The 24,958-nt window shown below is 44.7% G+C and carries 22 protein-coding genes and 2 tRNA genes; 11 read left to right on the top strand and 13 right to left on the bottom strand.

The window, feature by feature from the left end; all coding sequences use genetic code 11:
• Positions 1–126: 126 nt before the first annotated feature.
• From R7Q48_RS11590 to lolB, 6 genes are all read right to left on the bottom strand, one after another.
• Positions 127–203: transfer RNA gene (locus tag R7Q48_RS11590), tRNA-Met, on the bottom strand.
• Between the two features lie 284 nt (positions 204–487).
• Positions 488–1,579, bottom strand: a complete 1,092-nt coding sequence (gene ychF, locus R7Q48_RS11585) for a redox-regulated ATPase YchF (RefSeq protein WP_005393178.1) — start codon at positions 1,577–1,579, stop codon at positions 488–490.
• A gap of 10 nt (positions 1,580–1,589) precedes the next feature.
• On the bottom strand, positions 1,590–2,180 hold the full coding sequence (gene pth / locus R7Q48_RS11580) for an aminoacyl-tRNA hydrolase (protein ID WP_005384112.1): 591 nt from the start codon (positions 2,178–2,180) through the stop codon (positions 1,590–1,592).
• Positions 2,181–2,330: 150 nt separating this feature from the next.
• Positions 2,331–3,275: a ribose-phosphate pyrophosphokinase gene (locus R7Q48_RS11575; protein ID WP_005393176.1), complete on the bottom strand. Its 945-nt coding sequence runs from the start codon at positions 3,273–3,275 to the stop codon at positions 2,331–2,333.
• A gap of 27 nt (positions 3,276–3,302) precedes the next feature.
• Positions 3,303–4,190, bottom strand: coding sequence for a 4-(cytidine 5'-diphospho)-2-C-methyl-D-erythritol kinase (gene ispE / locus R7Q48_RS11570; RefSeq protein ID WP_373920887.1), 888 nt, complete (start codon positions 4,188–4,190; stop codon positions 3,303–3,305).
• A complete protein-coding gene (lolB, locus tag R7Q48_RS11565) occupies positions 4,172–4,810 on the bottom strand; it encodes a lipoprotein insertase outer membrane protein LolB (RefSeq protein WP_017634843.1) in 639 nt (212 codons plus the stop codon). Before lolB ends, ispE begins: the two co-directional genes overlap by 19 nt.
• Before the next feature lie 134 nt (positions 4,811–4,944).
• Between lolB and hemA the strand changes: the two genes are divergently transcribed.
• The 8 genes from hemA (at position 4,945) to ybaK (ending at position 12,801) form a co-directional block, all read left to right on the top strand.
• Entirely contained in the window at positions 4,945–6,201 is a 1,257-nt protein-coding gene (hemA, locus tag R7Q48_RS11560) for a glutamyl-tRNA reductase (protein WP_005384104.1), read from the top strand.
• A gap of 29 nt (positions 6,202–6,230) precedes the next feature.
• Positions 6,231–7,319, top strand: coding sequence for a peptide chain release factor 1 (gene prfA / locus R7Q48_RS11555; protein ID WP_005382222.1), 1,089 nt, complete (start codon positions 6,231–6,233; stop codon positions 7,317–7,319).
• Positions 7,320–7,322: 3 nt separating this feature from the next.
• Entirely contained in the window at positions 7,323–8,177 is an 855-nt protein-coding gene (prmC, locus tag R7Q48_RS11550; protein WP_318132290.1) for a peptide chain release factor N(5)-glutamine methyltransferase, read from the top strand.
• Positions 8,178–8,217: 40 nt separating this feature from the next.
• Positions 8,218–8,601 (top strand): SirB2 family protein, encoded by a 384-nt coding sequence (locus R7Q48_RS11545; protein ID WP_318132289.1) that lies wholly within the window; start codon positions 8,218–8,220, stop codon positions 8,599–8,601.
• Between the two features lie 6 nt (positions 8,602–8,607).
• The gene (locus tag R7Q48_RS11540) at positions 8,608–9,417 is read left to right on the top strand and encodes a SirB1 family protein (protein ID WP_238970210.1); all 810 of its coding nucleotides are present in this window, start codon (positions 8,608–8,610) and stop codon (positions 9,415–9,417) included.
• A 53-nt stretch (positions 9,418–9,470) separates the two neighbouring features.
• Positions 9,471–10,322: a 3-deoxy-8-phosphooctulonate synthase gene (kdsA, locus tag R7Q48_RS11535; protein WP_005384095.1), complete on the top strand. Its 852-nt coding sequence runs from the start codon at positions 9,471–9,473 to the stop codon at positions 10,320–10,322.
• Positions 10,323–10,542: 220 nt separating this feature from the next.
• Positions 10,543–12,225, top strand: coding sequence for a bifunctional UDP-sugar hydrolase/5'-nucleotidase UshA (gene ushA, locus R7Q48_RS11530; RefSeq protein ID WP_318132288.1), 1,683 nt, complete (start codon positions 10,543–10,545; stop codon positions 12,223–12,225).
• 102 nt (positions 12,226–12,327) lie between these two features.
• Positions 12,328–12,801 (top strand): Cys-tRNA(Pro) deacylase, encoded by a 474-nt coding sequence (ybaK, locus tag R7Q48_RS11525; RefSeq protein ID WP_262645225.1) that lies wholly within the window; start codon positions 12,328–12,330, stop codon positions 12,799–12,801.
• Between the two features lie 64 nt (positions 12,802–12,865).
• On the opposite strand, the gene rluF is transcribed toward ybaK, so the two are convergent.
• From rluF to R7Q48_RS11510, 3 genes are all read right to left on the bottom strand, one after another.
• Complete coding sequence (rluF, locus tag R7Q48_RS11520; RefSeq protein ID WP_318132287.1) at positions 12,866–14,023, bottom strand: 23S rRNA pseudouridine(2604) synthase RluF; 1,158 nt, start codon at positions 14,021–14,023, stop codon at positions 12,866–12,868.
• Positions 14,024–14,117: 94 nt separating this feature from the next.
• Entirely contained in the window at positions 14,118–14,699 is a 582-nt protein-coding gene (gene smrA / locus R7Q48_RS11515; RefSeq protein ID WP_005382233.1) for a DNA endonuclease SmrA, read from the bottom strand.
• A 132-nt stretch (positions 14,700–14,831) separates the two neighbouring features.
• Positions 14,832–14,972 carry a DUF3149 domain-containing protein gene (locus R7Q48_RS11510; RefSeq protein WP_005382236.1) on the bottom strand — a complete coding sequence of 47 codons (141 nt, stop codon included), beginning with the start codon at positions 14,970–14,972 and terminating at the stop codon, positions 14,832–14,834.
• Between the two features lie 259 nt (positions 14,973–15,231).
• Between R7Q48_RS11510 and R7Q48_RS11505 the strand changes: the two genes are divergently transcribed.
• Positions 15,232–15,308: transfer RNA gene (locus R7Q48_RS11505), tRNA-Pro, on the top strand.
• Between the two features lie 321 nt (positions 15,309–15,629).
• Here R7Q48_RS11505 and R7Q48_RS11500 read toward each other — a convergent pair.
• Both R7Q48_RS11500 and R7Q48_RS11495 read right to left on the bottom strand, forming a co-directional pair.
• On the bottom strand, positions 15,630–16,013 hold the full coding sequence (locus tag R7Q48_RS11500) for a hypothetical protein (RefSeq protein WP_372009610.1): 384 nt from the start codon (positions 16,011–16,013) through the stop codon (positions 15,630–15,632).
• 152 nt (positions 16,014–16,165) lie between these two features.
• Positions 16,166–17,038 (bottom strand): TraB/GumN family protein, encoded by an 873-nt coding sequence (locus R7Q48_RS11495; RefSeq protein ID WP_149192429.1) that lies wholly within the window; start codon positions 17,036–17,038, stop codon positions 16,166–16,168.
• 494 nt (positions 17,039–17,532) lie between these two features.
• Here R7Q48_RS11495 and R7Q48_RS11490 point away from each other — a divergent pair, with 494 nt between their 5' ends.
• Both R7Q48_RS11490 and R7Q48_RS11485 read left to right on the top strand, forming a co-directional pair.
• Positions 17,533–20,184: a beta-N-acetylhexosaminidase gene (locus R7Q48_RS11490; protein WP_318089268.1), complete on the top strand. Its 2,652-nt coding sequence runs from the start codon at positions 17,533–17,535 to the stop codon at positions 20,182–20,184.
• Positions 20,185–20,623: 439 nt separating this feature from the next.
• Positions 20,624–21,316: an oligogalacturonate-specific porin KdgM family protein gene (locus R7Q48_RS11485; RefSeq protein ID WP_005382004.1), complete on the top strand. Its 693-nt coding sequence runs from the start codon at positions 20,624–20,626 to the stop codon at positions 21,314–21,316.
• Between the two features lie 65 nt (positions 21,317–21,381).
• Here R7Q48_RS11485 and R7Q48_RS11480 read toward each other — a convergent pair whose 3' ends face one another.
• Together R7Q48_RS11480 and R7Q48_RS11475 are read right to left on the bottom strand one after the other, a co-directional pair.
• A complete protein-coding gene (locus tag R7Q48_RS11480) occupies positions 21,382–21,831 on the bottom strand; it encodes a DUF411 domain-containing protein (RefSeq protein ID WP_005382005.1) in 450 nt (149 codons plus the stop codon).
• Between the two features lie 21 nt (positions 21,832–21,852).
• Positions 21,853–24,549: a heavy metal translocating P-type ATPase gene (locus R7Q48_RS11475; protein WP_154204782.1), complete on the bottom strand. Its 2,697-nt coding sequence runs from the start codon at positions 24,547–24,549 to the stop codon at positions 21,853–21,855.
• Between the last annotated feature and the right edge of the window lie 409 nt (positions 24,550–24,958).

Here is a 24,958-nt window from a genome sequence, read left to right as displayed (position 1 = left end):
GAGACTTGAACTCTCACACCTTGCGGCGCCAGAACCTAAATCTGGTGCGTCTACCAATTCCGCCACTTCCGCAACTTATTCTGTAGTTATCAAGGTAATCGGTAAAAACCTAAATAACGTTGTTCATGGTGGCTACGACGGGATTCGAACCTGTGACCCCATCATTATGAGTGATGTGCTCTAACCAGCTGAGCTACGTAGCCAAAACCATATTTTTTGTTCTCAACGCTTTGTTGCCTTGTCGTTGGGAACGGCGCGCATTATGCGAAGTTGAGTGAGATCCGTCAACAGTTTTTTTTAATAAATTTCGGAAAAAACCTCGTTCGCTTCCTTTTTAAACAAAGAGGCGTGTTTATGATCTAAAACTGGAAATAAATTAGCTTGCAGTTGCGTAATTTATTTTTGTTCATTTACTTAAGGTATTAAAAAAGCCAGCTTAACAGCTGGCTTTTAGTGTAAATGAAGTGTTTAGAATTCATTCATTTAATTAAACATTGAAGCGGAAGTGTACAACATCACCATCTTTTACGATGTAGTCTTTACCTTCTAGACGCCATTTACCTGCGTCTTTTGCGCCATTTTCACCATTGAATTGGATGAAATCGTCGTAACCGACTACTTCTGCACGAATAAAGCCTTTCTCGAAGTCAGTGTGGATCTTACCTGCCGCCTGAGGTGCAGTTGCACCAACAGGGATTGTCCAAGCACGTACTTCTTTAACACCTGCTGTGAAGTAGGTGTGTAGAGTCAGTAGTTCGTAACCAGAGCGAATTACACGGTTTAGGCCCGGCTCTTCGATCCCCATATCTGCTAGGAATTCTTCGCGATCTTCATCTTCCAGTTCAGATAGTTCAGATTCGATAGCTGCACATACAGGTACAACGACATTGTTTTCTTTTTCAGCGAACTCACGAACCGCATCTAGATATGGGTTATTTTCGAAGCCATCTTCGTTTACGTTTGCAATGTACATAGTTGGCTTCAGTGTTAGGAAGTTTAGATAGCCGATTGCTGCTAACTCTTCTTTAGATAGCTCAACTGTGCGTGCCATGCCGCCTTCAGTTAGTACTGGTAACAGTTTTTCTAGTACGGTTAGTTCAAATTTTGCGTCTTTATCGCCGCCTTTTGCCTTCTTCGCGTTACGTTGAATCGCTCGCTCACAAGAATCTAGATCAGCCATTGCAAGTTCAAGGTTGATCACTTCGATATCTTCAATAGGTGAAACTTTACCTGAAACATGAACAATGTTTTCGTTTTCAAAACAACGTACAACGTGGCCAATCGCGTCTGTTTCACGGATGTTAGCTAGGAATTTGTTACCTAAACCTTCACCACGTGATGCACCAGCAACAAGACCAGCGATGTCCACGAACTCCATCGTCGTTGGAAGAACTCTCTGTGGGTTAACGATCTTAGCTAGTGCGTCTAGACGTAGATCTGGCACAGGAACCACACCAGTGTTTGGTTCAATGGTACAGAACGGGAAGTTTGCTGCTTCGATACCCGCTTTAGTTAGTGCGTTGAACAGAGTTGATTTACCTACGTTAGGTAGACCAACGATGCCACATTTAAAACCCATGATAGTAACCTTATTCAGCTTTGAACGTGTGGAGGCGATTTTGTGCTTTAGATAGGCCATCCTTAATCAGGATATCTAGACAACGAACAGCCTCATCAGCTGCTGCATCTAAAAGCTCTTGCTCTTTAGCTGGCGCTTTACCTAATACAAAACCCGCCACTTTATCTTTGTGTCCCGGATGACCAATGCCAATACGAAGACGATAAAAATCTTTGTTATTGCCCAGTTTGCTAATGGTGTCACGCAGACCGTTGTGTCCACCGTGCCCCCCACCTTTTTTAAACTTAGCGACACCTGGCGGTAAGTCTAGCTCGTCATGAGCAACCATGATCTCTTCAGGTTTAATTTGATAAAATTTCGCAAGCGCTGCGATCGATTTACCTGATAGATTCATGAAGGTGGTTGGGATAAGCAAACGGAGATCCTGGCCATTGACCATAATGCGTCCTGTTAGACCAAAAAACTTTGGTTCGTTCTTCAGTGTAACGTTGTGAACGCGTGCTAATTCTTCTACAACCCAAGCGCCCGCATTGTGACGAGTTCTGGCGTATTCTGGTCCTGGATTAGCAAGACCAACAAGAAGTTTGATTTGTTGACTCAAGGTTAGGATCTCTCTGGAATCTCAAAAAGCGCAGTATGATAGCACAGAAAACTCGCGGTGGGCGACCAAGGGATTTTCTAGTTATCAGTACAAATAAAAAACACCCCAAAGAGGGGTGCTTTTGAAATCAGTGTAACTGAAATGTTCGTATTAGTTGAACATTGCAGAGATTGACTCTTCGTTGCTGATACGACGAATCGCTTCAGCCAGCATGCGAGATAGGCTTAGTGTTGTCACTTTACCTGTTGCAGCCATCTCTTTAGACAGAGAGATAGAGTCAGTTACGATAACTTGGTCAAGAACTGAGTTCTTGATGTTATCCGCAGCGTTGCCTGAGAATACTGCGTGAGTAGCGTAAGCGAATACACGCTTAGCACCGCGCTCTTTTAGTGCTTCAGCTGCTTTACATAGTGTGCCACCTGTGTCGATCATGTCATCAACGATCACACAGTCACGACCTTCAACATCACCGATTAGGTTCATTACTTCAGAAACGTTTGCACGTGGACGACGCTTATCTACGATTGCGATGTCGATGTCGCCTAGTGCTTTTGCTGTTGCACGAGCACGAACAACGCCACCTAGGTCAGGAGATACCACTACAGGGTTATCTAGACCGCGAGCCTGCATATCTTCAAGTAGCACTGGCGTGCCGAAGATGTTGTCTACAGGTACATCGAAGAAGCCTTGAATTTGCTCTGCGTGTAGGTCGATAGTTAGAACGCGGTCAACACCAACGTTAGATAGGAAATCAGCAACAACTTTTGCAGTAATTGGCACACGCGCAGAACGTACACGACGGTCTTGGCGAGCGTAGCCGAAGTAAGGGATAACTGCAGTGATACGGCCTGCTGAAGCACGGCGCATTGCATCAATCATAACAACCAATTCCATTAGGTTGTCGTTAGTCGGTGCACAAGTGGATTGAATGATGAAAACATCGCTACCACGAACATTCTCATTGATTTGAACTGCAACTTCGCCATCAGAAAAGCGAGAAACAGATGCATCACCAAGAGAGATGTAAAGACGATCAGCAATACGTTGGGCTAGTTCAGGTGTTGCGTTACCAGCAAATAGCTTCATATCAGGCACGGTGGAAACCTCGGGTTTGCGTCCAGTTTAAATAGGTCGGTGTGAGGCTGATTGGTATTCAGCCAAAGTCTCTTTTAATGGCGAAATATTGCGCCCTTGAGCGACAAATGCCGAGACTTTATCAGAGAGTTGTGCAAGGATAGTTTCTGCTTCAGATTTGCTCGAAAATTCAGCAAAAACGCAAGATCCTGTCCCCGTCAATCTTGACGGCGCGTATTGTAGCAGCCAAGAAAGTTGCTTATCAACCTCTGGGTAGAGCATTCGTACAATTTTTTCGCAATCGTTTACGCTTGGCGTATTTAAAAGTGTTTCTAGATCTCGTTTTGGGGTGTTTCGCGTCAAATCTGGATGACAAAAAACGTCGACGGTTGCAATAGATACATTCGGTCTGACGACTAAATACCATTTTTCTTCGGGATAAGCAGGAGAGAGTTTTTCACCAACACCTTCAGCAAAAGCTGCAAATCCGCGCACAAATACGGGCACATCTGCGCCCAGTTTTAAACCAATTTCAGCCAGTTCGTCGTCAGTTAGATTCAGTTGCCATAAGTAATTCAGTGCCACTAATGCTGTAGCTGCGTTCGATGAGCCTCCGCCAATGCCTCCACCCATAGGCAGCACTTTCTGTAGCTCAATATGCGCGCCAAAAGGGCAGTTTGAGTAAGCTTGAAGCGCGGTTGCTGCTTTCCAAATTAAATTGTCTTGAAGAGGCAGACCTTCTATCTCTGGAGAAATCGTAATATCACCAGAATAGTTCGCTTGAATAGTGAGCTCATCGCCGTGATCGACGAATTGGAATAAGGTTTGTAACTCGTGGTAGCCATTCTCTGTACGGCCGTTGATATATAGAAAGAGATTCAATTTCGCTGGTGATGGCCAGCGTGTTGAAAGTTCAATCATTGGGTGATGTTCCATTTTGTGATCACTAGATTTATTTTGACATCAGCTGTGGTGAGTTTCAGCTTATTTGGCAGAGGGAGAGACTGTTCATGCCATTGAACGTCGCCATATCGTTGATATGCAATGCTCCAATCATTTAAACCAATTTGTTTGTTTAACGCTTGCAGTGTATTGGTTGGAGACAGTTGGAATTTGTCGGCATCGGTCGGTAGACCTAATAGCCAGTCAGGCATGTGATCGACGGGCATCATCAACCCTGTAAGACGGTAAATCAGCTGGTTAGCACTGCGAGAAGAAAGGACCTGATCGTCGTAAGTTTCTACTGTGGCGCCTTGTGGGGTGATGGTGAGCTTTAATGCCGTTTGTCCGAGAATCGTTGTTAAACGCAACTGGCTTAGTGCTGAAGAATGTTTCCAGTAGAAGTTTAAATTTTGTCTTTGGTCTGGGCCAATATAACCAAGTTTCCCCGTTGCTTGAAAATCTTGGATGGTTTCGAGTCGCTGCTCATGAGCTTGCCATTCAACGCTGGTAACACTTTCAGGAACGGACGAACAACCAGCGAGCAGTAAGCTCGACAAGAAAAAAAGAATAAAGGAGCGTAACGTCATGTTTGATGGCTTATTAATCAGTTTCATCGGGAATCGCTCACAACTATAGCATTGAAAAGTCGCACTTAGGAAAACAAATCCGGCTTACCCTTTCAATAAATGCGTGCTTACAGTAAAATTCTGGACCTATTTTATAACCTATCCCAGAGATACCACGTTAGATGTCCTTGCTTGCTATTGGAATTAATCACAATACAGCGTCTGTCGACTTGCGAGAGAAGGTGGCGTTTGGTCCGGATAAACTCGGCCCTGCACTCGAGCAACTTAGAGAGCACGAAGCAGTTAACGGCAGTGTGATTGTTTCAACCTGTAACCGAACTGAGTTGTACTGCGATGTTAAGCAAGGAGCGCGAAACAAGTTGATCGATTGGCTTGCTCAATTTCATCAAGTGAGCCGCGAAGATTTAATGCCGAGTTTGTATGTTCATGAAGAACAAGCTGCAATAAAGCATTTGATGCGCGTATCGTGCGGTCTTGACTCTCTGGTGTTGGGTGAGCCTCAAATTTTGGGGCAGGTAAAGCAAGCATTTTCTGACTCGCGAGATCATCAAGCTGTCGATGCCTCGATTGATAAACTGTTTCAAAAGACGTTCTCAGTCGCCAAACGGGTGAGAACAGAGACAGATATTGGTGGTAATGCCGTGTCCGTGGCTTATGCGGCATGTACACTGGCAAAACATATTTTTGAGTCGTTATCAGATTCAACCGTGCTTTTAGTTGGTGCGGGTGAGACGATTGAATTGGTCGCGAAGCATTTAGCGTCCAACGGTTGCACAAAAATGATTGTCGCGAACCGCACTAAAGAGCGCGCGCAAGGCTTAGCGGACCAATTTGGCGCAGAAGTGATCAGTTTGAACGAAATTCCTGAACATTTGGCGAAAGCGGATATTGTGATTAGCTCAACGGCGAGCCCATTGCCTATTATTGGCAAAGGTATGGTCGAAACGGCTCTAAAGCAGCGCCGACATCAACCTATCTTGTTAGTCGATATTGCGGTGCCGCGAGATGTAGAGTCGGAAGTCGGTGAACTGAACGACGCATATCTGTATTCTGTTGATGACTTGCAATCTATCATCGACAGCAACATTGAGCAGCGTAAAGTCGAAGCGATTCAAGCTGAAGCGATTGTTAGTGAAGAAAGCGCTGCGTTTATGACATGGTTGCGTTCACTGCAAGCCGTCGATAGTATTCGCGACTATCGCAAATCAGCCAACGAAATTCGTGAAGAGTTACTGAGCAAAAGTTTGCAATCTTTAGCGGCAGGCGCAGATCCGGAGAAAGTGCTGCGCGAGCTAAGTAATAAACTCACCAACAAACTGATTCACGCTCCAACTCGCGCATTGCAAAGTGCAGCAGAGCAAGGCGAACCAGCAAAATTAACGATTATCCGCCAAACACTTGGCTTGGATGATCTATAACTCACGCTTTTTATTAAGAAAACGACACTATGAAAGCCTCTATTCTGACTAAGCTAGAAACGCTAGTAGAACGTTACGAAGAAGTTCAACATCTTCTTGGTGATCCTGATGTAATTGGAAATCAGGACAAATTCCGTGCTCTATCAAGAGAGTACTCTCAGCTAGAAGAAGTAACCAAGTGCTTCCAAGCTTATCAACAAGCACAAGAAGATCTTGTCGCCGCTGAAGAGATGGCAAACGAAGACGACGAAGAAATGCGTGAAATGGCGCAAGAAGAAATCAAAGAAGCGAAAGCGACGATTGAGCGTCTTACTGATGAGTTACAGATTCTTCTTCTGCCAAAAGATCCGAACGATGATCGTAACTGTTTCCTAGAAATTCGTGCAGGTGCGGGTGGCGACGAAGCGGGTATCTTCGCGGGTGATCTATTCCGTATGTACAGCAAGTACGCAGAAAAGCGTGGCTGGCGCATCGAAGTCATGTCTTCAAACGAGGCAGAGCACGGTGGTTACAAAGAGATGATCGCGAAAGTAAGCGGCGACGGTGCGTACGGCGTGTTGAAATTTGAGTCAGGCGGTCACCGTGTACAGCGTGTTCCAGCAACAGAGTCTCAAGGTCGTGTGCATACTTCTGCTTGTACAGTAGCAGTAATGGCGGAAATCCCTGAAGCGGATCTGCCAGAAATCAAAGCAGCAGACCTGAAAATCGATACGTTCCGTGCATCTGGCGCGGGTGGTCAGCACGTTAACACCACGGATTCTGCAATCCGTATTACCCACTTACCAACGGGTACGGTAGTAGAGTGTCAGGATGAGCGTTCACAGCACAAGAACAAAGCGAAAGCAATGGCGGTTCTTGCTGCTCGTATCGTTCAAGCGGAAGAAGAGCGTCGTGCCGCAGAAGTGTCTGATACACGTCGTAACCTTCTAGGTTCTGGTGACCGTAGTGACCGTATTCGTACATACAACTACCCACAAGGTCGTGTGTCTGATCACCGTATCAACCTGACCATCTATCGTTTGAACGAAGTGATGGAAGGTGACCTGCAGAGCTTGATTGATCCTGTGATTCAAGAGCACCAAGCAGACCAACTTGCGGCGCTCGCAGAGAACGGCTAATCGATGAGCCAAGTTCAATCGATTGAGCAAGCACTGAAAAGTGCGACGGCGAAACTGGCAGAAGGCGGCAAAGAGTCGCCTTCTCTCGATGCAGCTGTACTCCTTTGCCATGTCCTTGGCAAACCACGAACTTACCTGCTGACCTGGCCAGAAAAAGCATTAGAAGCAGAGCAAAAATCTCAGTTTGACGCTCTACTTGAACGACGTTTAACTGGTGAACCCGTCGCTTATATTATTGGTGAGCGAGAGTTTTGGTCTTTACCGTTCAAAGTTTCTCCCTCTACCTTGATCCCAAGACCGGATACAGAACGTTTGGTCGAGGTTGCACTCGATAAGACCTATGAGCAAACAGGACCTATTTTAGATCTTGGAACGGGGACGGGGGCAATTGCTATCGCACTCGCATCTGAAATGCCAAAACGTCAAGTGATGGGCGTAGATCTCAAACAAGAAGCGAAAGCACTTGCAGAGTACAATGCTAAGCAGCTAAACATCAAAAATGTGACCTTTGCTCAAGGCAGTTGGTTTGAGCCTATTACAGAAGGTACGAAGTTTGCTTTAATTGTCTCCAACCCGCCATATATTGATGAAAAAGATCCACATTTATCCCAAGGTGATGTGCGCTTTGAGCCAAAATCTGCATTAGTTGCTAAAGAGAATGGCTTAGCTGATATTCGTCATATCTCGGATCTTGCTCGTCAGTACCTTGAAGTGGGCGGTTGGCTGGCATTTGAACATGGTTATGATCAAGGTGAGGCGGTGCGTGAGATAATGCGTGGCTTTGGTTACCAACAGGTCGCTACGGAAAAAGATTATGGCGGTAACGATCGAGTAACGCTTGGTTGTCTCGCCAGTTAATCATGGAAGTCAGCAAACACTAACTAAAAAGAGAAGAAAAATGTACGTAGCTCTAAAACACATACACTTAGTGACGATCGCTCTCAGCGCGACGCTACTATCGATCCGATTCGTGTTAATGATGATGAACTCACCGAAGCGAAATAATCGCTTTTTGAAAGGGTTTCCCCACATCGTTGATACTGCATTGCTAGTGTCAGGTATCGCGCTTATTTTCATTACTGGTTTCATCCCGTTTACCGATGCCGCACCGTGGTTAACAAACAAAATCACCTGCGTACTGGCGTACATTGCGCTTGGATTCTTCTCATTGAAACTTGCGAAAAACAACCTACTGAAGATATTTGGCTTTTTCGGCGCATTAGGTTGGTTGGTCATGGCTGCAAACATTGCTGTGTCTAAGAGCCCTACGTTATTTGGATAAGACGTCATGTTAGAGTTTTTTGACGAAGATTTTGACAATATACCGTTGGTGGAAGGTGCGCTTGAGCTAAACAAAGCGATTAACCCAGAAACCAAAGTACATTGGGCGAAACAAGAGTTAGAGCGTCTTTACAAAGATGCAGAAGCCACGCTTGTTCATGAAACCGATGAAGAGCAACGATTTGATGCATTCCTACGACTGTTTTTCCACGAGTGGGGGTTCAAAGGCGACGAGCAGGAATACTTTATTTCGGACAACAGCTTCATCGATAAAGTGTTGGAGCGCAGAAAAGGTATTCCTGTGAGCTTAGGTTCGATTTTGTTATACCTAGGCAAAAAGCTGGGGTTCCCATTGAAGGGAGTTACTTTCCCTACTCAGTTCCTGTTAAAAGTCGACTGGATGCATAAGAAGCCAGACTACGTCAACCCATTTAATGGTGAGTATGTAGGTGAAAGGATTCTTCAAGCTTGGCTTATTGGCCAGGAAGGACCGCTAGCTCAGCTAAAGCCTGAACATTTTGAGGAAGCTGACAACCCAACAATTATTGGTCGCTGGTTGGCATTGATTAAAAGTGCGATGTTGCGCGAAGAGCATTATACGCTGGCATTACGTTGTACGAATCTTGCTCTAACGTTTGTGCCAGATGATCCATACGAAATTCGTGACCGTGGTTTTATTTTCCAACAGCTAGAGTGCCCTCAAGTAGCGGTATCAGATTTTCAGTACTTTATTGACCAATGCCCTGACGATCCGGCTTCTGAGCTACTAAAATCACAAGTTAATGTGATGAGTGAAACGCACGTCACACTTCACTAATTTTATCGATGTGCCGAACTGTGGCGTATCGTGGACAGAAAAAGAGAATCAAAATGGAACAGAAAATCGTTAATATCGGCGACATTCAGGTTGCTAACGACAAGCCATTCACCCTATTTGCAGGTATGAACGTTCTTGAGTCTCGTGATCTTGCGATGCAGATCTGTGAGCACTACGTAAAAGTAACGGAAAAACTTGGTATTCCTTACGTATTTAAGGCGTCGTTTGACAAAGCAAACCGCAGTTCTGTTCATTCATACCGTGGTCCAGGTCTGGAAGAAGGTATGAAAATCTTTCAGGAGCTGAAAGACACTTTTGGTGTAAAGATCATCACGGACGTTCACACTGAAGCACAAGCTCAACCTGTTGCTGACGTGGTAGACGTTATTCAGCTTCCTGCATTCCTAGCTCGTCAAACTGACCTTGTTGAAGCTATGGCCAAAACAGGTGCGGTTATCAACGTGAAGAAACCTCAATTTATGAGCCCAGGTCAAGTGGGTAACATCGTTGAGAAGTTCGCAGAATGCGGTAACGACAAGATCATCCTATGTGAGCGCGGTTCTTGCCACGGCTACGACAACTTAGTGGTTGATATGCTTGGTTTTGGTGTGATGAAAAATGCTTCAAAAGGTAGCCCAATCATCTTTGACGTAACGCACTCACTACAAATGCGTGACCCATCAGGCGCAGCATCTGGCGGCCGTCGTGAGCAGACAGTTGAGCTTGCAAAAGCGGGTCTAGCGACAGGCATCGCAGGTCTATTTATCGAAGCGCACCCAAACCCAGACCAAGCGCGTTGTGATGGCCCATCTGCACTGCCTCTAGACAAGTTAGAGCCATTCTTAGCACAAATGAAATCGCTTGATGATCTAATCAAGAGCTTTGCAGATATAGATATCAAGTAAACGCCAGATGACTGGTGGTAACAAATACTATAGCCAACCGAGTGTTGGCTATTTTTTTATCTGAAAAACTGTAAATTCTCAAACTTGTTACTGATGAATTTGTTATTGCTAAACAATGCATCATAATTATTAAATCAATGTGTTAGGGTGCACGTGGTTTTCAAATAGATCGAATGCTTAAAATGTGCGTCAGTAATCCCAATAAGAAAAAGGTAAATAAATGAATCAGCGTCTGATGATCAAAACTGTTTTGAGTGCCGCTATCTTGGCCTCGTTAGCTGGGTGTGCTACGCAACCTGCACCAGAATGGAATGCCGATACAACCTATAAATTGACCGTGTTGCACACTAACGATCATCATGGTCGCTTTTGGCAAAATCGATACGGTGAATATGGCATGGCGGCGCGTAAAACGTTAATCGATGATTTGCGCGAAGAAATACAGGCTGAGGGGGGGAGCGTGTTATTGCTTTCTGGTGGTGACATCAACACAGGAGTACCTGAGTCTGATTTACAAGATGCCGAGCCGGATTTTAAAGGCATGAGCAAAATTGGTTACGATGCGATGGCTCTAGGTAATCATGAGTTTGATAATCCATTGGACGTGCTATTCAAGCAGCAAGAGTGGGCAAACTTTCCGATGTTGTCTGCCAATATTTACGATAAAAATACTGGCAAGCGTTTATTCCAACCATACGCGATGTTTAACAAGCAGGGCATTAAAATTGCGGTCATTGGTCTTACAACCGAAGACACAGCGAAACTTGGCAACCCTGAATTCATTGAACAAATTGACTTCCGTGACCCAAAAGAAGAAGCCAAGAAGCTGATTGCAGAACTGAAAGAAACAGAGTATCCAGATCTGATTTTTGCTGTCACGCATATGGGACACTATGAAAATGGTAATAGAGGCATCAATGCTCCTGGCGATGTGGCGTTAGCTCGTTATTTGAATGACGGCGATCTCGACATGATCGTTGGAGGACACTCACAAGAACCTGTGTGCATGGAAGGTCCAAACGTTATCAAAAAGAGCTTTAAACCAGGTGATGAATGTCAGCCCGATAAACAAAATGGTACCTTTATTGTTCAGGCACATGAGTGGGGGAAATATGTGGGACGCGCCGATTACGAGTTTCGTAATGGCGAACTCTCGATGGTGAGCTACGATCTAATCCCTGTAAACTTGAAAAAGAAAGTTAAAGTTGATGGTCAGTCGCAACGAGTCTTGATCCAAGAAGAGATTAAACAAGACGAAATGATGCTTGAGTTTCTTCGTCCTTATCAAGAAAAAGGTCAGGGCAAACTAAACGTGAAGATTGCAGAATCTAACGGTAAGCTTGAGGGTGACCGCAATGTGGTTCGTTACCAGCAAACAAACTTAGGCCGATTAATTGCAACGGCTCACATGGAACGTGCGAAAGCAGATTTCGCCGTAATGAATTCTGGTGGTGTTCGAGATTCGATTGCTGCGGGTGATATTACTTATAAAGACGTGCTCACTGTTCAGCCATTTGGCAATATGGTTTCTTACGTTGATATGACGGGTAAAGAGGTATTAGATTATCTAAATGTCGTTGCAACTAAGCCTGTTGACTCTGGGGCTTATGCACAGTTTGCCGGCATTGCGATGAGTATCAATAATGGTGAGGTAACCAATGTGTTCATTGGTAATAAGCAACTTCGCTTAGATGGTAATTACCGCTTTACCGTACCAAGCTATAATGCTGCTGGTGGAGATGGTTACCCTAAAATCGACGATCATCCAGGGTATGTAAATACAGGTTTTACCGATGCTGAGGTTCTGAAGGATTATTTAGAAACACACAGCCCTATTGATGTTAATGAGTATGCCCCTTCAGGTGAAATCACGTATTTAGTTGATACGGCGATTGATCAGTAACCCAACAGAGAAAAAGCGATTGACTCAAACTCGCTGATATCATTAACTAAAAGCGCAGATCCAATTCAGTCTGCGCTTTTTGTTTTTATGAGGAGAATCTTGATGACTCCGGCCATTAATCTTGCGAAAAAGAAAAAAATTCCACACACGATTCATCAGTATGAGCATGACCCTAGAGCCGATAGTTATGGCTTGGAGGCTGCTGAAGTACTGGGGCAGGATCCGAAAACAGTATTTAAAACCTTGCTGTTCTGCTTGAACGGGGAGCCAAAGAACCTTGCGGTTGCGATTATCCCTGTTGATCAAAAGCTGAACCTAAAACTGGCGGCGAAAGCAGCGAAGGGCAAAAAGGCCGATATGGCTGATCCGGAAATCGCCCAAAAGACCACAGGCTATGTCGTTGGTGGAATTAGCCCACTAGGGCAGAAGAAAGCCTTACCTACTTTTTTGCACAAAAGCGCAGCAGAGCAAGACAAAATCTGTGTGAGTGCTGGTAAACGTGGTTTAGAAATTGAGTTAGCCCCGAGAGATTTGCTGAGCTTAACTCGCGGTCAGTTTGCACCTCTTTGTTTGTAAACTCATGACAAATAAAAAGGACGCTCATGAGCGTCCTTTTTTGATCTTGCCTGTCAGTGAAGCGTTACTTCTTCAGACTCAATGTACCACCAGTGCGTTTAGCTGGTTTACTTGGTTTCGCGGCATTTGGGTTCATGTAATGCTGCTTGGGCTTACTCGGTGATTGAGGCTTGTTTGCTGAATGCGTATTGCTCGATGCATCTGGTTTACGGTGTGATTTACCATGCTCGCCTTGCGGTCTGCTGCGTTCACCTTGTGGTTTCGCTTTGTAATGTTCTTTAGCTGGACGTCCGCCTTCATCATCACGCTGACGACGCTTTTGTTGACCTTTTTTCGAGTTTGGTGCATGACGGAATTCATCAGCATTGTTACCACGGAAAGTTCGTGTCTTCTGGTTACGACGAGCAGTAGAATCTTGGTTTTCTTCACGGCTATCAAACAGCTTCGCGTCGGTCGCTTTACGAATGTTGCGACCTCTAGAGTCTGTTTTTGATGCTTCTTCTGTACCTACCGAGCCTTCACACATTGCTAGGATCTCTGCCACTTCTTCGTCACTTAGATAACGCCATTTCCCATTGGGAATACCATCAAGAGAGATATTCATGATGCGTACGCGACGCAGCTTGAATACTTCATAGCCCAGCGCTTCACACATGCGACGGATCTGACGGTTAAGTCCTTGAGTGAGCACAATACGGAAAGAGAATTTAGTTTCTTTCGTTACCTTACAAGGTAGGGTGACTGTGTCGAGAATCTTAACGCCACTCGACATCTGTTTGAGAAACTCGCCTGTAATTGGCTTGTCCACGCGTACGACGTACTCTTTTTCGTGGCTGTTGCCTGCGCGAAGGATTTTGTTCACGATGTCGCCATCGTTGGTCAAAAAGATCAGACCATCAGAGGGTTTGTCTAAGCGGCCGATCGGAAAGATACGTTTTTGGTGGCCGATGAAATCAACGATGTTTCCAGGGACGTCTCTCTCAGTTGTACAGGTGATGCCTGTTGGTTTATTGAGAGCGATATAAATCGGCTTCTCTTTTGCTGCCACTGGCTTACCATCCACACAAACATCATCACCAGGTAGCACTTTTGTCCCCATTTCAGGTTTGTTGCCATTAATGGTGACACGGCCTTGCTCAATCAGTCTGTCTGCTTCACGGCGTGAGCAAAACCCCGTTTCACTGATGAATTTATTTAATCGTTTAGCCTTGTCTTGTGACATTTTTGTCTCCTAACGTTTCACAACGGCGAATGAAGCTCCCTTCCTCTAAGGGGAAGGAAGAATAAGGGCGGGCATTCTAGCATTAGGGTGAAATTTAGCCTAACCGTTTTTGGTGACGTTCGCGGGTTTCTAATTTCTTTTCCGCACTTTTTCTAAGTAGGACGTAAACGGCTCCAGTTCCACCGTGAAAGCGTTGCGCACTATGGACGCATTGGACTTCCTTTATTTGTCGTAGCCAACTGCTAACAAAGCTTTTCATCATTGCAGGTGGATTTGAGCGTTCTCCTCGACCATGGACGATAACGACCGTTCTAATGTCCATTGATAGGCATTGCTTTAAAAACGTCACGACTTCATCACGTGCTTCTTTCAATGTTTTACGGTGCAAATCCAAGCGAGCTTGGATTGGATACTTACCAAGGCGAAGTTTGCGGTAAACCCCGTCCTGTACACCATCACGTTTGAACTCAACAAAGTCCTCTGGCTTGAGCATTTCAGCGTGATCAAGTGATAGGTATTCTGGGTCATCTTCCGTTAACCAGATTGCTGCTTCGCGTTTTGCGAGCTGTGCTTCTGTTACTTGGTGTACTTTTTTGTGTTCGGTGGTGTCTTGAGTGATTGGCTTTACATCGCCCATCATCTGTTGAAATAGATCAAAATCGTCGTCGTGAGACATAGCAGTAATCTCATTAAGAACAGGGAAGAGTAATAGGATTATATCAATGAGTGGTGCATTGAGATCAAATAAAAAACCGGAGTAGGCAAGTAACCGACTCCGGTGCAAAGCGTTTCTAGAGCTAAGCGAGATCTAGTGAGGAGATTTGTCGTTCATGATCTTGTATATGAAGAAACCGCCGTAAAATAACATCAGACCAATTGCCCCAAAAATTACTATCATTGACGATAGACCCACTGCATTACCAAATAGGAGATCAAGCCAAAAGTCCATACGTTTCCTCCAAGATGTTCCCGACAGGAATAAACTAAATGGCGGTGTCTTGTTGCACACTGATCTGGATCAATTATGTTGCTAAGGTTAATAAACTGTATTTTGTTGTGAGTTATCAGTCACATTTTACGTGCTAGTGTTCAGTTATTCATCAAACGAATTAAGACCTAAGGTTTTTTTGTAAAAAGCACTTGCGCCACAGTTCAGAATCCGTAATATACGCATTCGTTGACGGGGACAATTCCTCAGTTAAACATCTCGGTGAATAGCGCAGCTTGGTAGCGCATCTGGTTTGGGACCAGAGGGTCGGGGGTTCGAATCCCTCTTCACCGACCATATTGAGAAAAAGGCTCTACAGAAATGTAGAGCCTTTTTCGTATTTGGTGATATTTATTTGGAACCAGAGGATCGGGGTCTGGAATGCCAGTCCTCTGGAAGCCTAGTCGCGTCGAATCCCTACTTCACCGATCACTTTTAGAAAGCCTGCTCAATGAGCAGGCTTTCGTCGTTTTTGGCGCTAGTAATTTTAGACTTCAATAGTATCGAATCAAATTGGGGTTCGCCTGACGTTCGAATATGGCACTTCACCGATACGTATTGAGAGGAAGGCTCTACAGAAATGTAGGGCCTTTTCATTTTTTAGAGCGAGTAAATTTATTACTTGATGTCACACGAGATAGTATTGATAGGAGTTTCAGAAGTAGTGAAACAGACATAAGCGGTCTTTGGGTGATTTGGACCAATCTTGACGTAACCCGCTTTTAAATCGTCTTCATCAAACGTTACTGAGTGAGATTTGCTTGTATTTCCATCATAGTAAACCGCTTCAAAGCCTTGGTTCATCATATGTGCAACGCGATTTCGAGTGTGGGCTGTTGAAAACGTGATGTTCGCGCAACGCATCATTGGTTTTTCGGTAATAAGAAATTGACCACTCTCTTTATCTAAAACACCGCCTTTTACTTCCGGAGTTATGTCAATAGCTTGAAAAGATTCTACGTTGCATGGCGGTTTAGCATAAGACAACGAAGAAGTGAGCATAATTCCCATCGTGTATAGGAATAAATATTTAAATTTCATATGAGTTGTTTTGTATCCACTTAGCTTAACGGCGTTTTAATAAGAAAGTTTGAATGAATTTTAAATGGTTGTATTTAAATAATTGTATTTAAATGGCATTTTTCAAACAATCACTAGATATCACAATTTGCTTGGCGCGTCTTACCCAGTGGTTTGATGTTAAATCCCCGATTTTTAAGCAGTTCAATCAGGTTATCTTTACCTACTAAATGCAAGCCACCAACAACAACGGTGTAGCGACCCGATTGTTGAGGTAGAACACTGCCAGTGTCGAGTTTTTTAGCCCAATCTCGATTACGCTCGTATAAAAAGGCTTGGTTAAACTCTTCTGTTGTATGATCGGTCAAAGAGGCTTCGACCAACATGCTACCATCACCACTCTTCCAACTCTCTATCAAGCATTGAACCAACTCTTCTCCGCCATCATATTCTTCAATTGATGAGAGGAGCATCTCTTTACCGCCTTCTGATTGACCTGCGATTAAATCGATTTGGAATTGCACGGACTCTAGTGGAATGACCGGGATTTGCTTTTTATCAGCGAGTCCTATTAAGTGCATGTCGACCCCTTTATCAGAGACATACCCCAGTTTGTTGACTAAAGCGAGTTGGATGGTGAATGCGGCCATCCAAGGTGGGGAATTTAGGAGTTGAGTTTCTGGCAAACCTAAATCTTGGGCAATTTCAATTAAGTGGCGACGTTGAGCTCTGTCTAAAACATCTTTAGAAAGAATGGTTGTTTGTGGGTAAACCAAGCCTTCAGAATTCCTGACGTCTGCTTCAATAATCAACCCTGCGCTTTGGCTTAAATGCTGGATGACCGTTCTAGGGAGTGGGTACATCGTTTTATCCCCCACATGTACCGAGCCAATAATCATAAGTTCGGTTTCCCCTTTTTTTGCTAACCAATGCTGTGGCTCTGCATAAGATGAAAAAGGAGTCAAAGTAACAAGTAGAGATGATATGAGCGTCAAGAGACGAAACATAGAATGGTCCTCAGATAAGATACCTTTAAACTTTATACGCAAAATAGCGTGAGGTTAAGTGCAATTTCTCCAGTGGGGTATTCGACAAAATCGTCATTTCTAAAAATATTGACGAGTTTTGACGACGAATAAATGAGAGTCACTTCACGAAAGGTAAATAGGTAATTCGCTTACTAATGGCTCACAAAATAATTAGGCGTGATCCAAATCTTACAAAATCAGTCGTAACTCATGAATATAAGTGACCTAGATCGCAGCAAACTCGTCAAAACAAGTTGTTCGATTTTGACGTGTATTGTAACTCCATGAAAATTAGGTTTTTATTATTTTTTCTGAGTGTCATTTTTTGAACTGGATCACTTCCTATTTCTATTTATTTTACGCTTAGAAATAACAGGTTGTATGTTGAATGTAACGGTTAGGCACCTCGCATTTGAGGGGCCGAGATTTTTATCATTGTCGTTTTGAACCACTGACTTTTTTGGGGAAGTAAGATGTTTAAACCTAGTCTGATTGCTGTTTCTGTTATCACTACATTAGCAGGTTGCTCTGCGCTGCAAAGCTCTGAACAACAAGTTGTAAATTCGTTGGCTAATAATCTTGATATTCAATACCAAGTGTTGACTAACCACGGTGCAAACGAAGGTCTTGCTTGTCAGGACTTAGGGGCTGAGTGGGCGTCTTGTAACAAGGTAAACATGACGCTGGTTAACCAAGGTGAAGCGGTTGACTCAAAAGATTGGGCTATTTACTTCCATAGCATTCGTTTGATTCTGGATGTTGAAAACGAACAGTTTAAAATCTCTCGCGTAACGGGTGATCTACACAAACTAGAACCAACAGATAAGTTTGATGGTTTTGCTGCGGGTGAAGAGGTTGTGCTTCCTCTTGTTGCTGAATATTGGCAGCTATTTGAAACTGACTTCATGCCAGGCGCTTTCGTTGCTGCACCAAATGCAGAGCCTAAGATGATCGCTTCTCTTAACACAGAAGACGTTGCATCTTTCGTGACTGGCCTTGAGGGTAACAACCTAAAACGTACGCCAGATGACAACAACGTATTTGCAAACGCTGTGTCTCGTTTCGAGAAGAACGAAGATCTAGCAAAACAAGACGTATCAACCACGTTACTACCAACGCCACTGTCTGTTGAAGCAGGTAACGGTACGGTAGATATCGCGGCGGGTATTGCGCTGCCTAAAGACGCATTCGATGCGACTCAATACGCAGCAATTCAAGGTCGTGCAGAAGTGGTAGGTGTGGATGTTCGTGGTGATCTTCCTGTAAGCATCACTGTTGTTCCTGCTGACTTCACCGGTGAATTGGCAAAATCTGGTGCTTACGAAATGAGCATCAAAGGCGACGGTATTGCGATTAAAGCGTTTGACCAAGCAGGTGCTTTCTACGCAGTACAATCTATCTTTGGCCTGGTAGATAGCAAAAATGCTGATTCTCTACCACAACTGTCTATTAAAGATGCGCCGCGTTTTGATTACCGTGGTGTGATGGTGGACGTGGCTCGTAACTTCCACTCTAAAGACGCAATCCTTGCAACGCTTGACCAAATGGCCGCGTACAAGATGAACAAACTACACCTTCATCTAACGGATGATGAAGGCTGGCGTTTAGAAATCCCGGGTCTGCCTGAGCTGACTGAAGTGGGTGCTAACCGTTGTTTCGATTTGGAAGAGAAAAGCTGTTTACTGCCTCAGCTTGGCTCAGGTGCAACGACAGACAACTTTGGTTCTGGCTTCTTCAGCAAAGCAGACTACGTGGACATCTTGAAGTACGCGAAAGCGCGTAACATCGAAGTGATTCCTGAAATCGATATGCCAGCGCACGCTCGTGCAGCAGTGGTATCAATGGAAGCACGTTACGACCGTCTAATGGAAGAAGGTAAAGAAGCAGAAGCAAACGAGTACCGCCTGATGGATCCTCAAGATACATCGAACGTAACGACGGTTCAGTTCTACAATAAGCAAAGCTTCATCAACCCATGTATGGAATCTTCAACTCGCTTTGTTGATAAAGTGATTTCAGAAGTAGCAGCAATGCACCAAGAAGCGGGCACGCCGCTAACAACATGGCACTTTGGTGGTGACGAAGCGAAGAACATCAAGCTAGGCGCTGGTCTGCAAGACATCAACGCAGAAGACAAAGTAAGCTGGAAGGGTAACATTGATTTGTCTAAGCAAGACAAGCCATTCGCACAGTCACCACAATGTCAGACGCTAATTGCAGACGGTACGGTAAGCGATTTTGCTCATCTACCAAGCCACTTTGCAGAAGAAGTGTCGAAGATGGTGGCAGAGAAAGGCATTCCAAACTTCCAAGCTTGGCAAGATGGCCTTAAGTACAGTGAAGGTGAGAAAGCGTTCGCAACAGAAAACACACGTGTTAACTTCTGGGACGTTCTTTACTGGGGTGGCACATCATCAGTGTACGAATGGTCTAAGAAAGGTTACGACGTTATCGTTTCTAACCCAGACTACGTATACATGGACATGCCGTACGAAGTTGACCCGAAAGAGCGTGGTTACTACTGGGCGACGCGTGCAACAGATACTCGTAAGATGTTTGGTTTTGCACCAGAGAACATGCCTCAGAACGCAGAAACCTCTGTAGACCGCGATGGTAACGGCTTCACTGGTAAAGGTGAAATCAAAGCGAAACCTTTCTATGGTCTATCAGCACAGCTGTGGTCTGAGACAGTACGTAACGACGAGCAATACGAGTACATGGTATTCCCTCGCGTACTGGCAGCCGCTGAACGTGCATGGCACCGTGCTGATTGGGAAAACGACTACAAAGTGGGTGTTGAATACTCGCAAAACTCTAACCTAGTAAACAAAGCTGCGCTAAACCAAGACTACAACCGCTTTGCGAACGTACTTGGCCAACGCGAACTGGCTAAGCTAGAAAAAGCGGGTATCGACTACCGCCTACCTGTACCAGGCGCGAAAGTTGAAGAGGGTAAACTGGCAATGAACGTTCAGTTCCCGGGTGTGAAGCTTCAATACTCTCTAGACGGCAAGAACTGGCTAACTTACGCAGATAATGCTCGTCCAAATGTGAAAGGTGAAGTGTTTATCCGTTCTGTGTCAGCAACCGGTGAGAAAGCAAGTCGAGTGACCAGCGTGAAATAACTCGATTCTTGTAAGTTAATTTTTTGGCAAAGCCTCAACATCATGTTGGGGCTTTCTTTATTTTTTGAGGAAATTAAGCGTGATCGATGTCTAATTATTTTTCATTGATAAATAAGTTTTTGGTTGTAATGGTCAAGGTTATTGTGAACTGGATCGACTTAATCTGCTAAATATCAATAAACAACCTGTTTATGATCACACTTCTATTTTTTGAATAATTTTATAAAAATACGATAAGTGCCTGTATTTCCCATGTTTTTATCAGGGTTGTTGAGCTTCGGTTTGAACAAGATCACTTTTTAAAATGTTTTATTTTCCATCGCGAATTAATTAAAACAATATTGCGAACGCCAAGGAGGCACATTCCAAAGTTTGCGATAAAAGGGAAGAGATGCCCTCTAAAACTATCGCATAACGTGAATAAATAAAGGCAGTAATTATGAAAAACATTTTTGCACTGAGTGCTCTTTCTCTCGCTTTCGCTTCTAGCGCTTTTGCTGGTTCTTCTTACGTAACAGGTAATGTTCAATTCCACGATGATGGTCGAATTCATGGTTCGGACGTTACGTCTACACTGGAAGCTGGTCATACTTTTGATAACCAATTCGGCGGCTTTACGGTTTACACCGAATTTGATGGTATTCAGTTGGGTAAACTGGAAACAGAAAACGGTGGCGCAGGTAACACAACACCAGCAATCACTGTGGGTGGTGAGCAGTCATTTAATATTACCGATCATTTATGGGTTGCCGCGGGTTACCAACACCTGTTCTCTGCTGGCGAGAATGTACAGTACCGTCCATTGGTTAAGATCGGTTACAACTTCGATAACGGCATCTCCTTAAGTAACCGTACTCGTGCGCACATTGATGCGACAGACGCAGATGCGGATACAGATTACCGCATGGACAACCGCATCGGTTACGTGATGAATGAGGATGTGACGCTAAGCTACAACAACGTCTACATGATTGAAGCGGAAACCATGGACCACGAGCTTCGTGCAACGTGGACTCGTAAAGGTGTTCAACCTTACTTTGAGTTCCGTAGTCAAGCACACGGTGCAGAAAACGCGAGTGGTGACAGCCTAGTGAATAACGCTTTTGTATTTGGTGCCTCTTACGGCTTCTAATTTTATATTTGTCTTAACTGTCCATTAAGAAAAAGCCCAGCGGTTTATCTCGCTGGGCTTTGTTTTTATTGGTCGTTGCCTTCGTGGTGGCTATATTCGAACACTTGGCCTTTTTCGTTAAAGGCGTAAACGGTGTAGCTGTCTTTTTTGTCGCCATATTCCATACCAGGGGAGCCCATTGGCATGCCTGGTACTGATAGGCCTTTTGCGTTACGTGGTGGATTTTTCAAAAACGCTTTAATGTCTTCGGCTGGAATGTGACCTTCAAACAGATAGCCGTTGATCTCTGCCGTGTGGCAAGAGTAAAGCTGTTCATTCTTGATGCCTAGATCGCGTTTGATGGCGTTCATGTCATCGTGCAATTTTTCTTCGACCGTAAAGCCGTTCTCTTCCATGTGTTTTGTCCATTCTCCACAACAGCCACAGTATGGCGATTTATGGTTAATGACATCGGCTGCCAATACGTTGGCGGACACGGTCGCAAGCATTGCAAAGGTCAATAGTTTCAACTTCATAATACCCTCAAAAAGAAGTGGTTATTTTACTGAAAACAGTCGTAGTCGATTTGCATTACTAACGACAGTAATTGAAGACAGTGCCATTGCCGCTCCTGCGACAACAGGACTGAGCAAAAATCCAAACGCTGGGTAAAGCACACCAGCGGCAACTGGAATACCCAACGAGTTGTAAACAAAGGCACCAAATAGGTTTTGCTTCATGTTCTTAAGTGTAGCGCGAGAGAGTTCAATCGCATGTACTACCGCCATTGGTGACGTGTTCAGGATGGTCATTTGCGAACTTTCAATGGCGACATCACTGCCGCTACCCATGGCAATACCTAGGTTGGATAACGCGAGAGCAGGGGCGTCGTTAATGCCATCCCCCACCATTGCCACGACATGTCCTTGAGATTGAAGTTGCTCAATGTGCTGAGCTTTCTCATCTGGCATTACTTGGGCAATCACTTCATCAATACCAAGTTCTTGGCCGATAGCATTGGCAACGTGTTGGTTATCGCCCGTCAGCATTACCGTTTTGATGCCTTGCGATTTTAATGCAGAGAGCGCTTGCTTCGCATCTGATTTGATCGGGTCGGCAATGGCGATCAGACCGATCAGTTCGCCGTTCAATGCCACAGCTACCGGAGTCCACGCATTTTTTGCGCATTCATCGATGGCGGGTTTTAGTGCGCTGGTCTCGACGTTCTCTGCTTGCATAAATTGAAGCGAACCAATGAGCAGCGGTTTATCTTGATACGTCGCCCAAATGCCGCGCCCGCGAACGTTCTCAAACTTGTCTAATGAGACATCCTTTGCGTCGTGTCGTTTGGCGTAATCACATACCGCTTTTGCCAGTGGGTGCTCAGACTGACGCTCTGCCGCATACGCTAAAGCCAATAGATCTTCTTGGCTGGTGGCGTGAGTAAACACTTGCTGAACGCTAGGTTTACCTTGGGTAAGCGTGCCAGTTTTGTCGAATACAACCGTGTCGACTTTGCTTGCCAATTGAAGGGCGTCGGCGTCTTTGATCAGAATGCCGAGCTCTGCGGCTTTACCCACTCCCACCGTGACAGAAAGTGGGGTTGCTAAGCCTAGAGCGCAAGGGCAGGCGATGATCAGGACGGTTGTGGTGACCACCAGCATATAACTCGCTTTTGGCTCTGGACCAACGGCAAACCAAACGAGCGCGGCCAGTATTGCTATGCCAACAACGACAGGGACAAACACCGATGAAATCTGGTCTGCCAGTTTCGCGATGGCTGGCTTACTGCTTTGCGCTGTGCGCACCATGCGGATGATACGAGCCAGCATGGTATTTGCGCCAATGCCCGTTGCCTCAATGACTAATCCACCATCGGTATTTAATGTCCCGGCAGACACTTGAGCCTCTTGTGCTTTTAACACTGGTACTGGTTCACCAGTGAGCATCGACTCATCAATGTATGATTCACCTTGAATCACAACACCATCAACAGGCACTTTCTCGCCTGGTTTGATACGCAGCTTCATGCCTAGCGTGATTTGCTCAACCGTTATTTGTTGATCGCCTTGTTCCGTGATTACCGTAGCTTGCTGAGGTTGCAGGTTAATCAGAGCTTGCAATGAGCGTGTTGTGTTTGCTTTGGCTTTTGCTTCTATATAGTGACCAAGAGAAATTAAGCCGATGATCATTGCACTCGCTTCAAAGTACACGTGGCGTGAAGCAAGAGGGAACCAGTCTGGGAAAATCACCACAAGCATCGAATAGAACCACGCTGCGCCAGTACCGAGCGCGACTAACGTGTCCATGGTGGCGCGCTTGTGAGTAGCCGCTAACCAAGCGTTACTGAAGAAGTGTTTCCCTGCTGTGGCAAGAAGGAGTAAACATACGATACCGATCGCGCCCCAAGCTAATTGGTCGTTGGTGTTGCGAATCATCATATTGCCGCCAGCAACGCCCCAAATCATTAAAGGGGCACCGACGACAAGGCCAGCAATAGCATCCAGTTTAAAGCGTTTTTGTTGCTGACGTTGTTGCTGTGCTTGCTTTTCTTGCTGGGTTGCGGCGTCTTGTAGGATCTCTGCTTGGTAACCGGCTTGTTTTACCGATTCAACAATTGCGTTAAGGAGGTCATCAGAGTCTTGGCTTGCGAATACTAGTGCGCTTTGTTCTGCAAGGTTGACCTGTGCTTTTTCAACGCCTTCTACGCTAGTAAGTGCTTTCTCTACTGAAGAGACGCAACTCGCACACGTCATGCCTTGAATCAGCATTTGCAATTGAATACTCGCTGGTGGCACCTGCGTATCTTTAATATTGCTTTGCTTTTCTACCTGTTCGGTCTCTGGTGAGCTTTCGTTCTCTACTTCAACAGAATCAAGGTTGGCGGTATAGCCGAGTGTTGCTATTAAGTCGATCACTTGTTGCTCGGAGAGGAGGGTACGAATCTCTAAGTGCGTTGTTGAAGCCTCAAAAGAAATAACGTCTTGATGAGAGTCTAATAAAGACGAGAGTTTTTTCACGCAGCCGCCACAGCTTAAGCCTGAAAGGTTTAACTCGTAGTGATTTCCTGCTTGGTAACCAAGAGATTCAATCGACGAGACGAGCTCTTTAAGAGAAGACTCGGTTTTGACCTCTACTTGCGTCGGGGACAAATTGAGGATCTCCACATCGTGATTTGCATGTAAAGCCTTCTCAACTTTTCTCGCACAGCCCATGCAGTTGAGCCCTGATAAAGGTATAACTAACTGATACATAATCTGCACCTCAATAGTAGTGATGCTATGAGCTTAAACCTTCCTGCAAGGGTAAGGTCAATACCCATTTGCTACTCACAACAATTTCGTCAAAATCTCTCGAATCCCACAAGTGCACGGTCATTTTACTTGCGAGTGATCTCAAGGTTTTTTCTCTTTGAATATAAAGTTCCGTTAAAACACCTAAAAGATGAATGAAGTCGCTCACGTTTTTTAGATACTCTCAATGTCAGTTCAGTGTCAAAACGTACTTTTAACGTTTTTTATTTTTTATATTTGATGTTAAGTAATTGTTTTTTATTGTTTTATTTTATTTTTGATCTTCTCATTTTGAAGTCGCTCAGATTGCTGTAGGGAAAGTTTTTTAGTGCGAAAAAAGTTTGTCATATTTGCCCCGTCCAAACACTGT

It is taken from the genome of Vibrio sp. 378 (assembly GCF_033339435.1).
The sequence above is the reverse complement of the archived record's forward strand: the minus strand, read 5'-3'. Positions and strand labels throughout refer to the sequence as shown.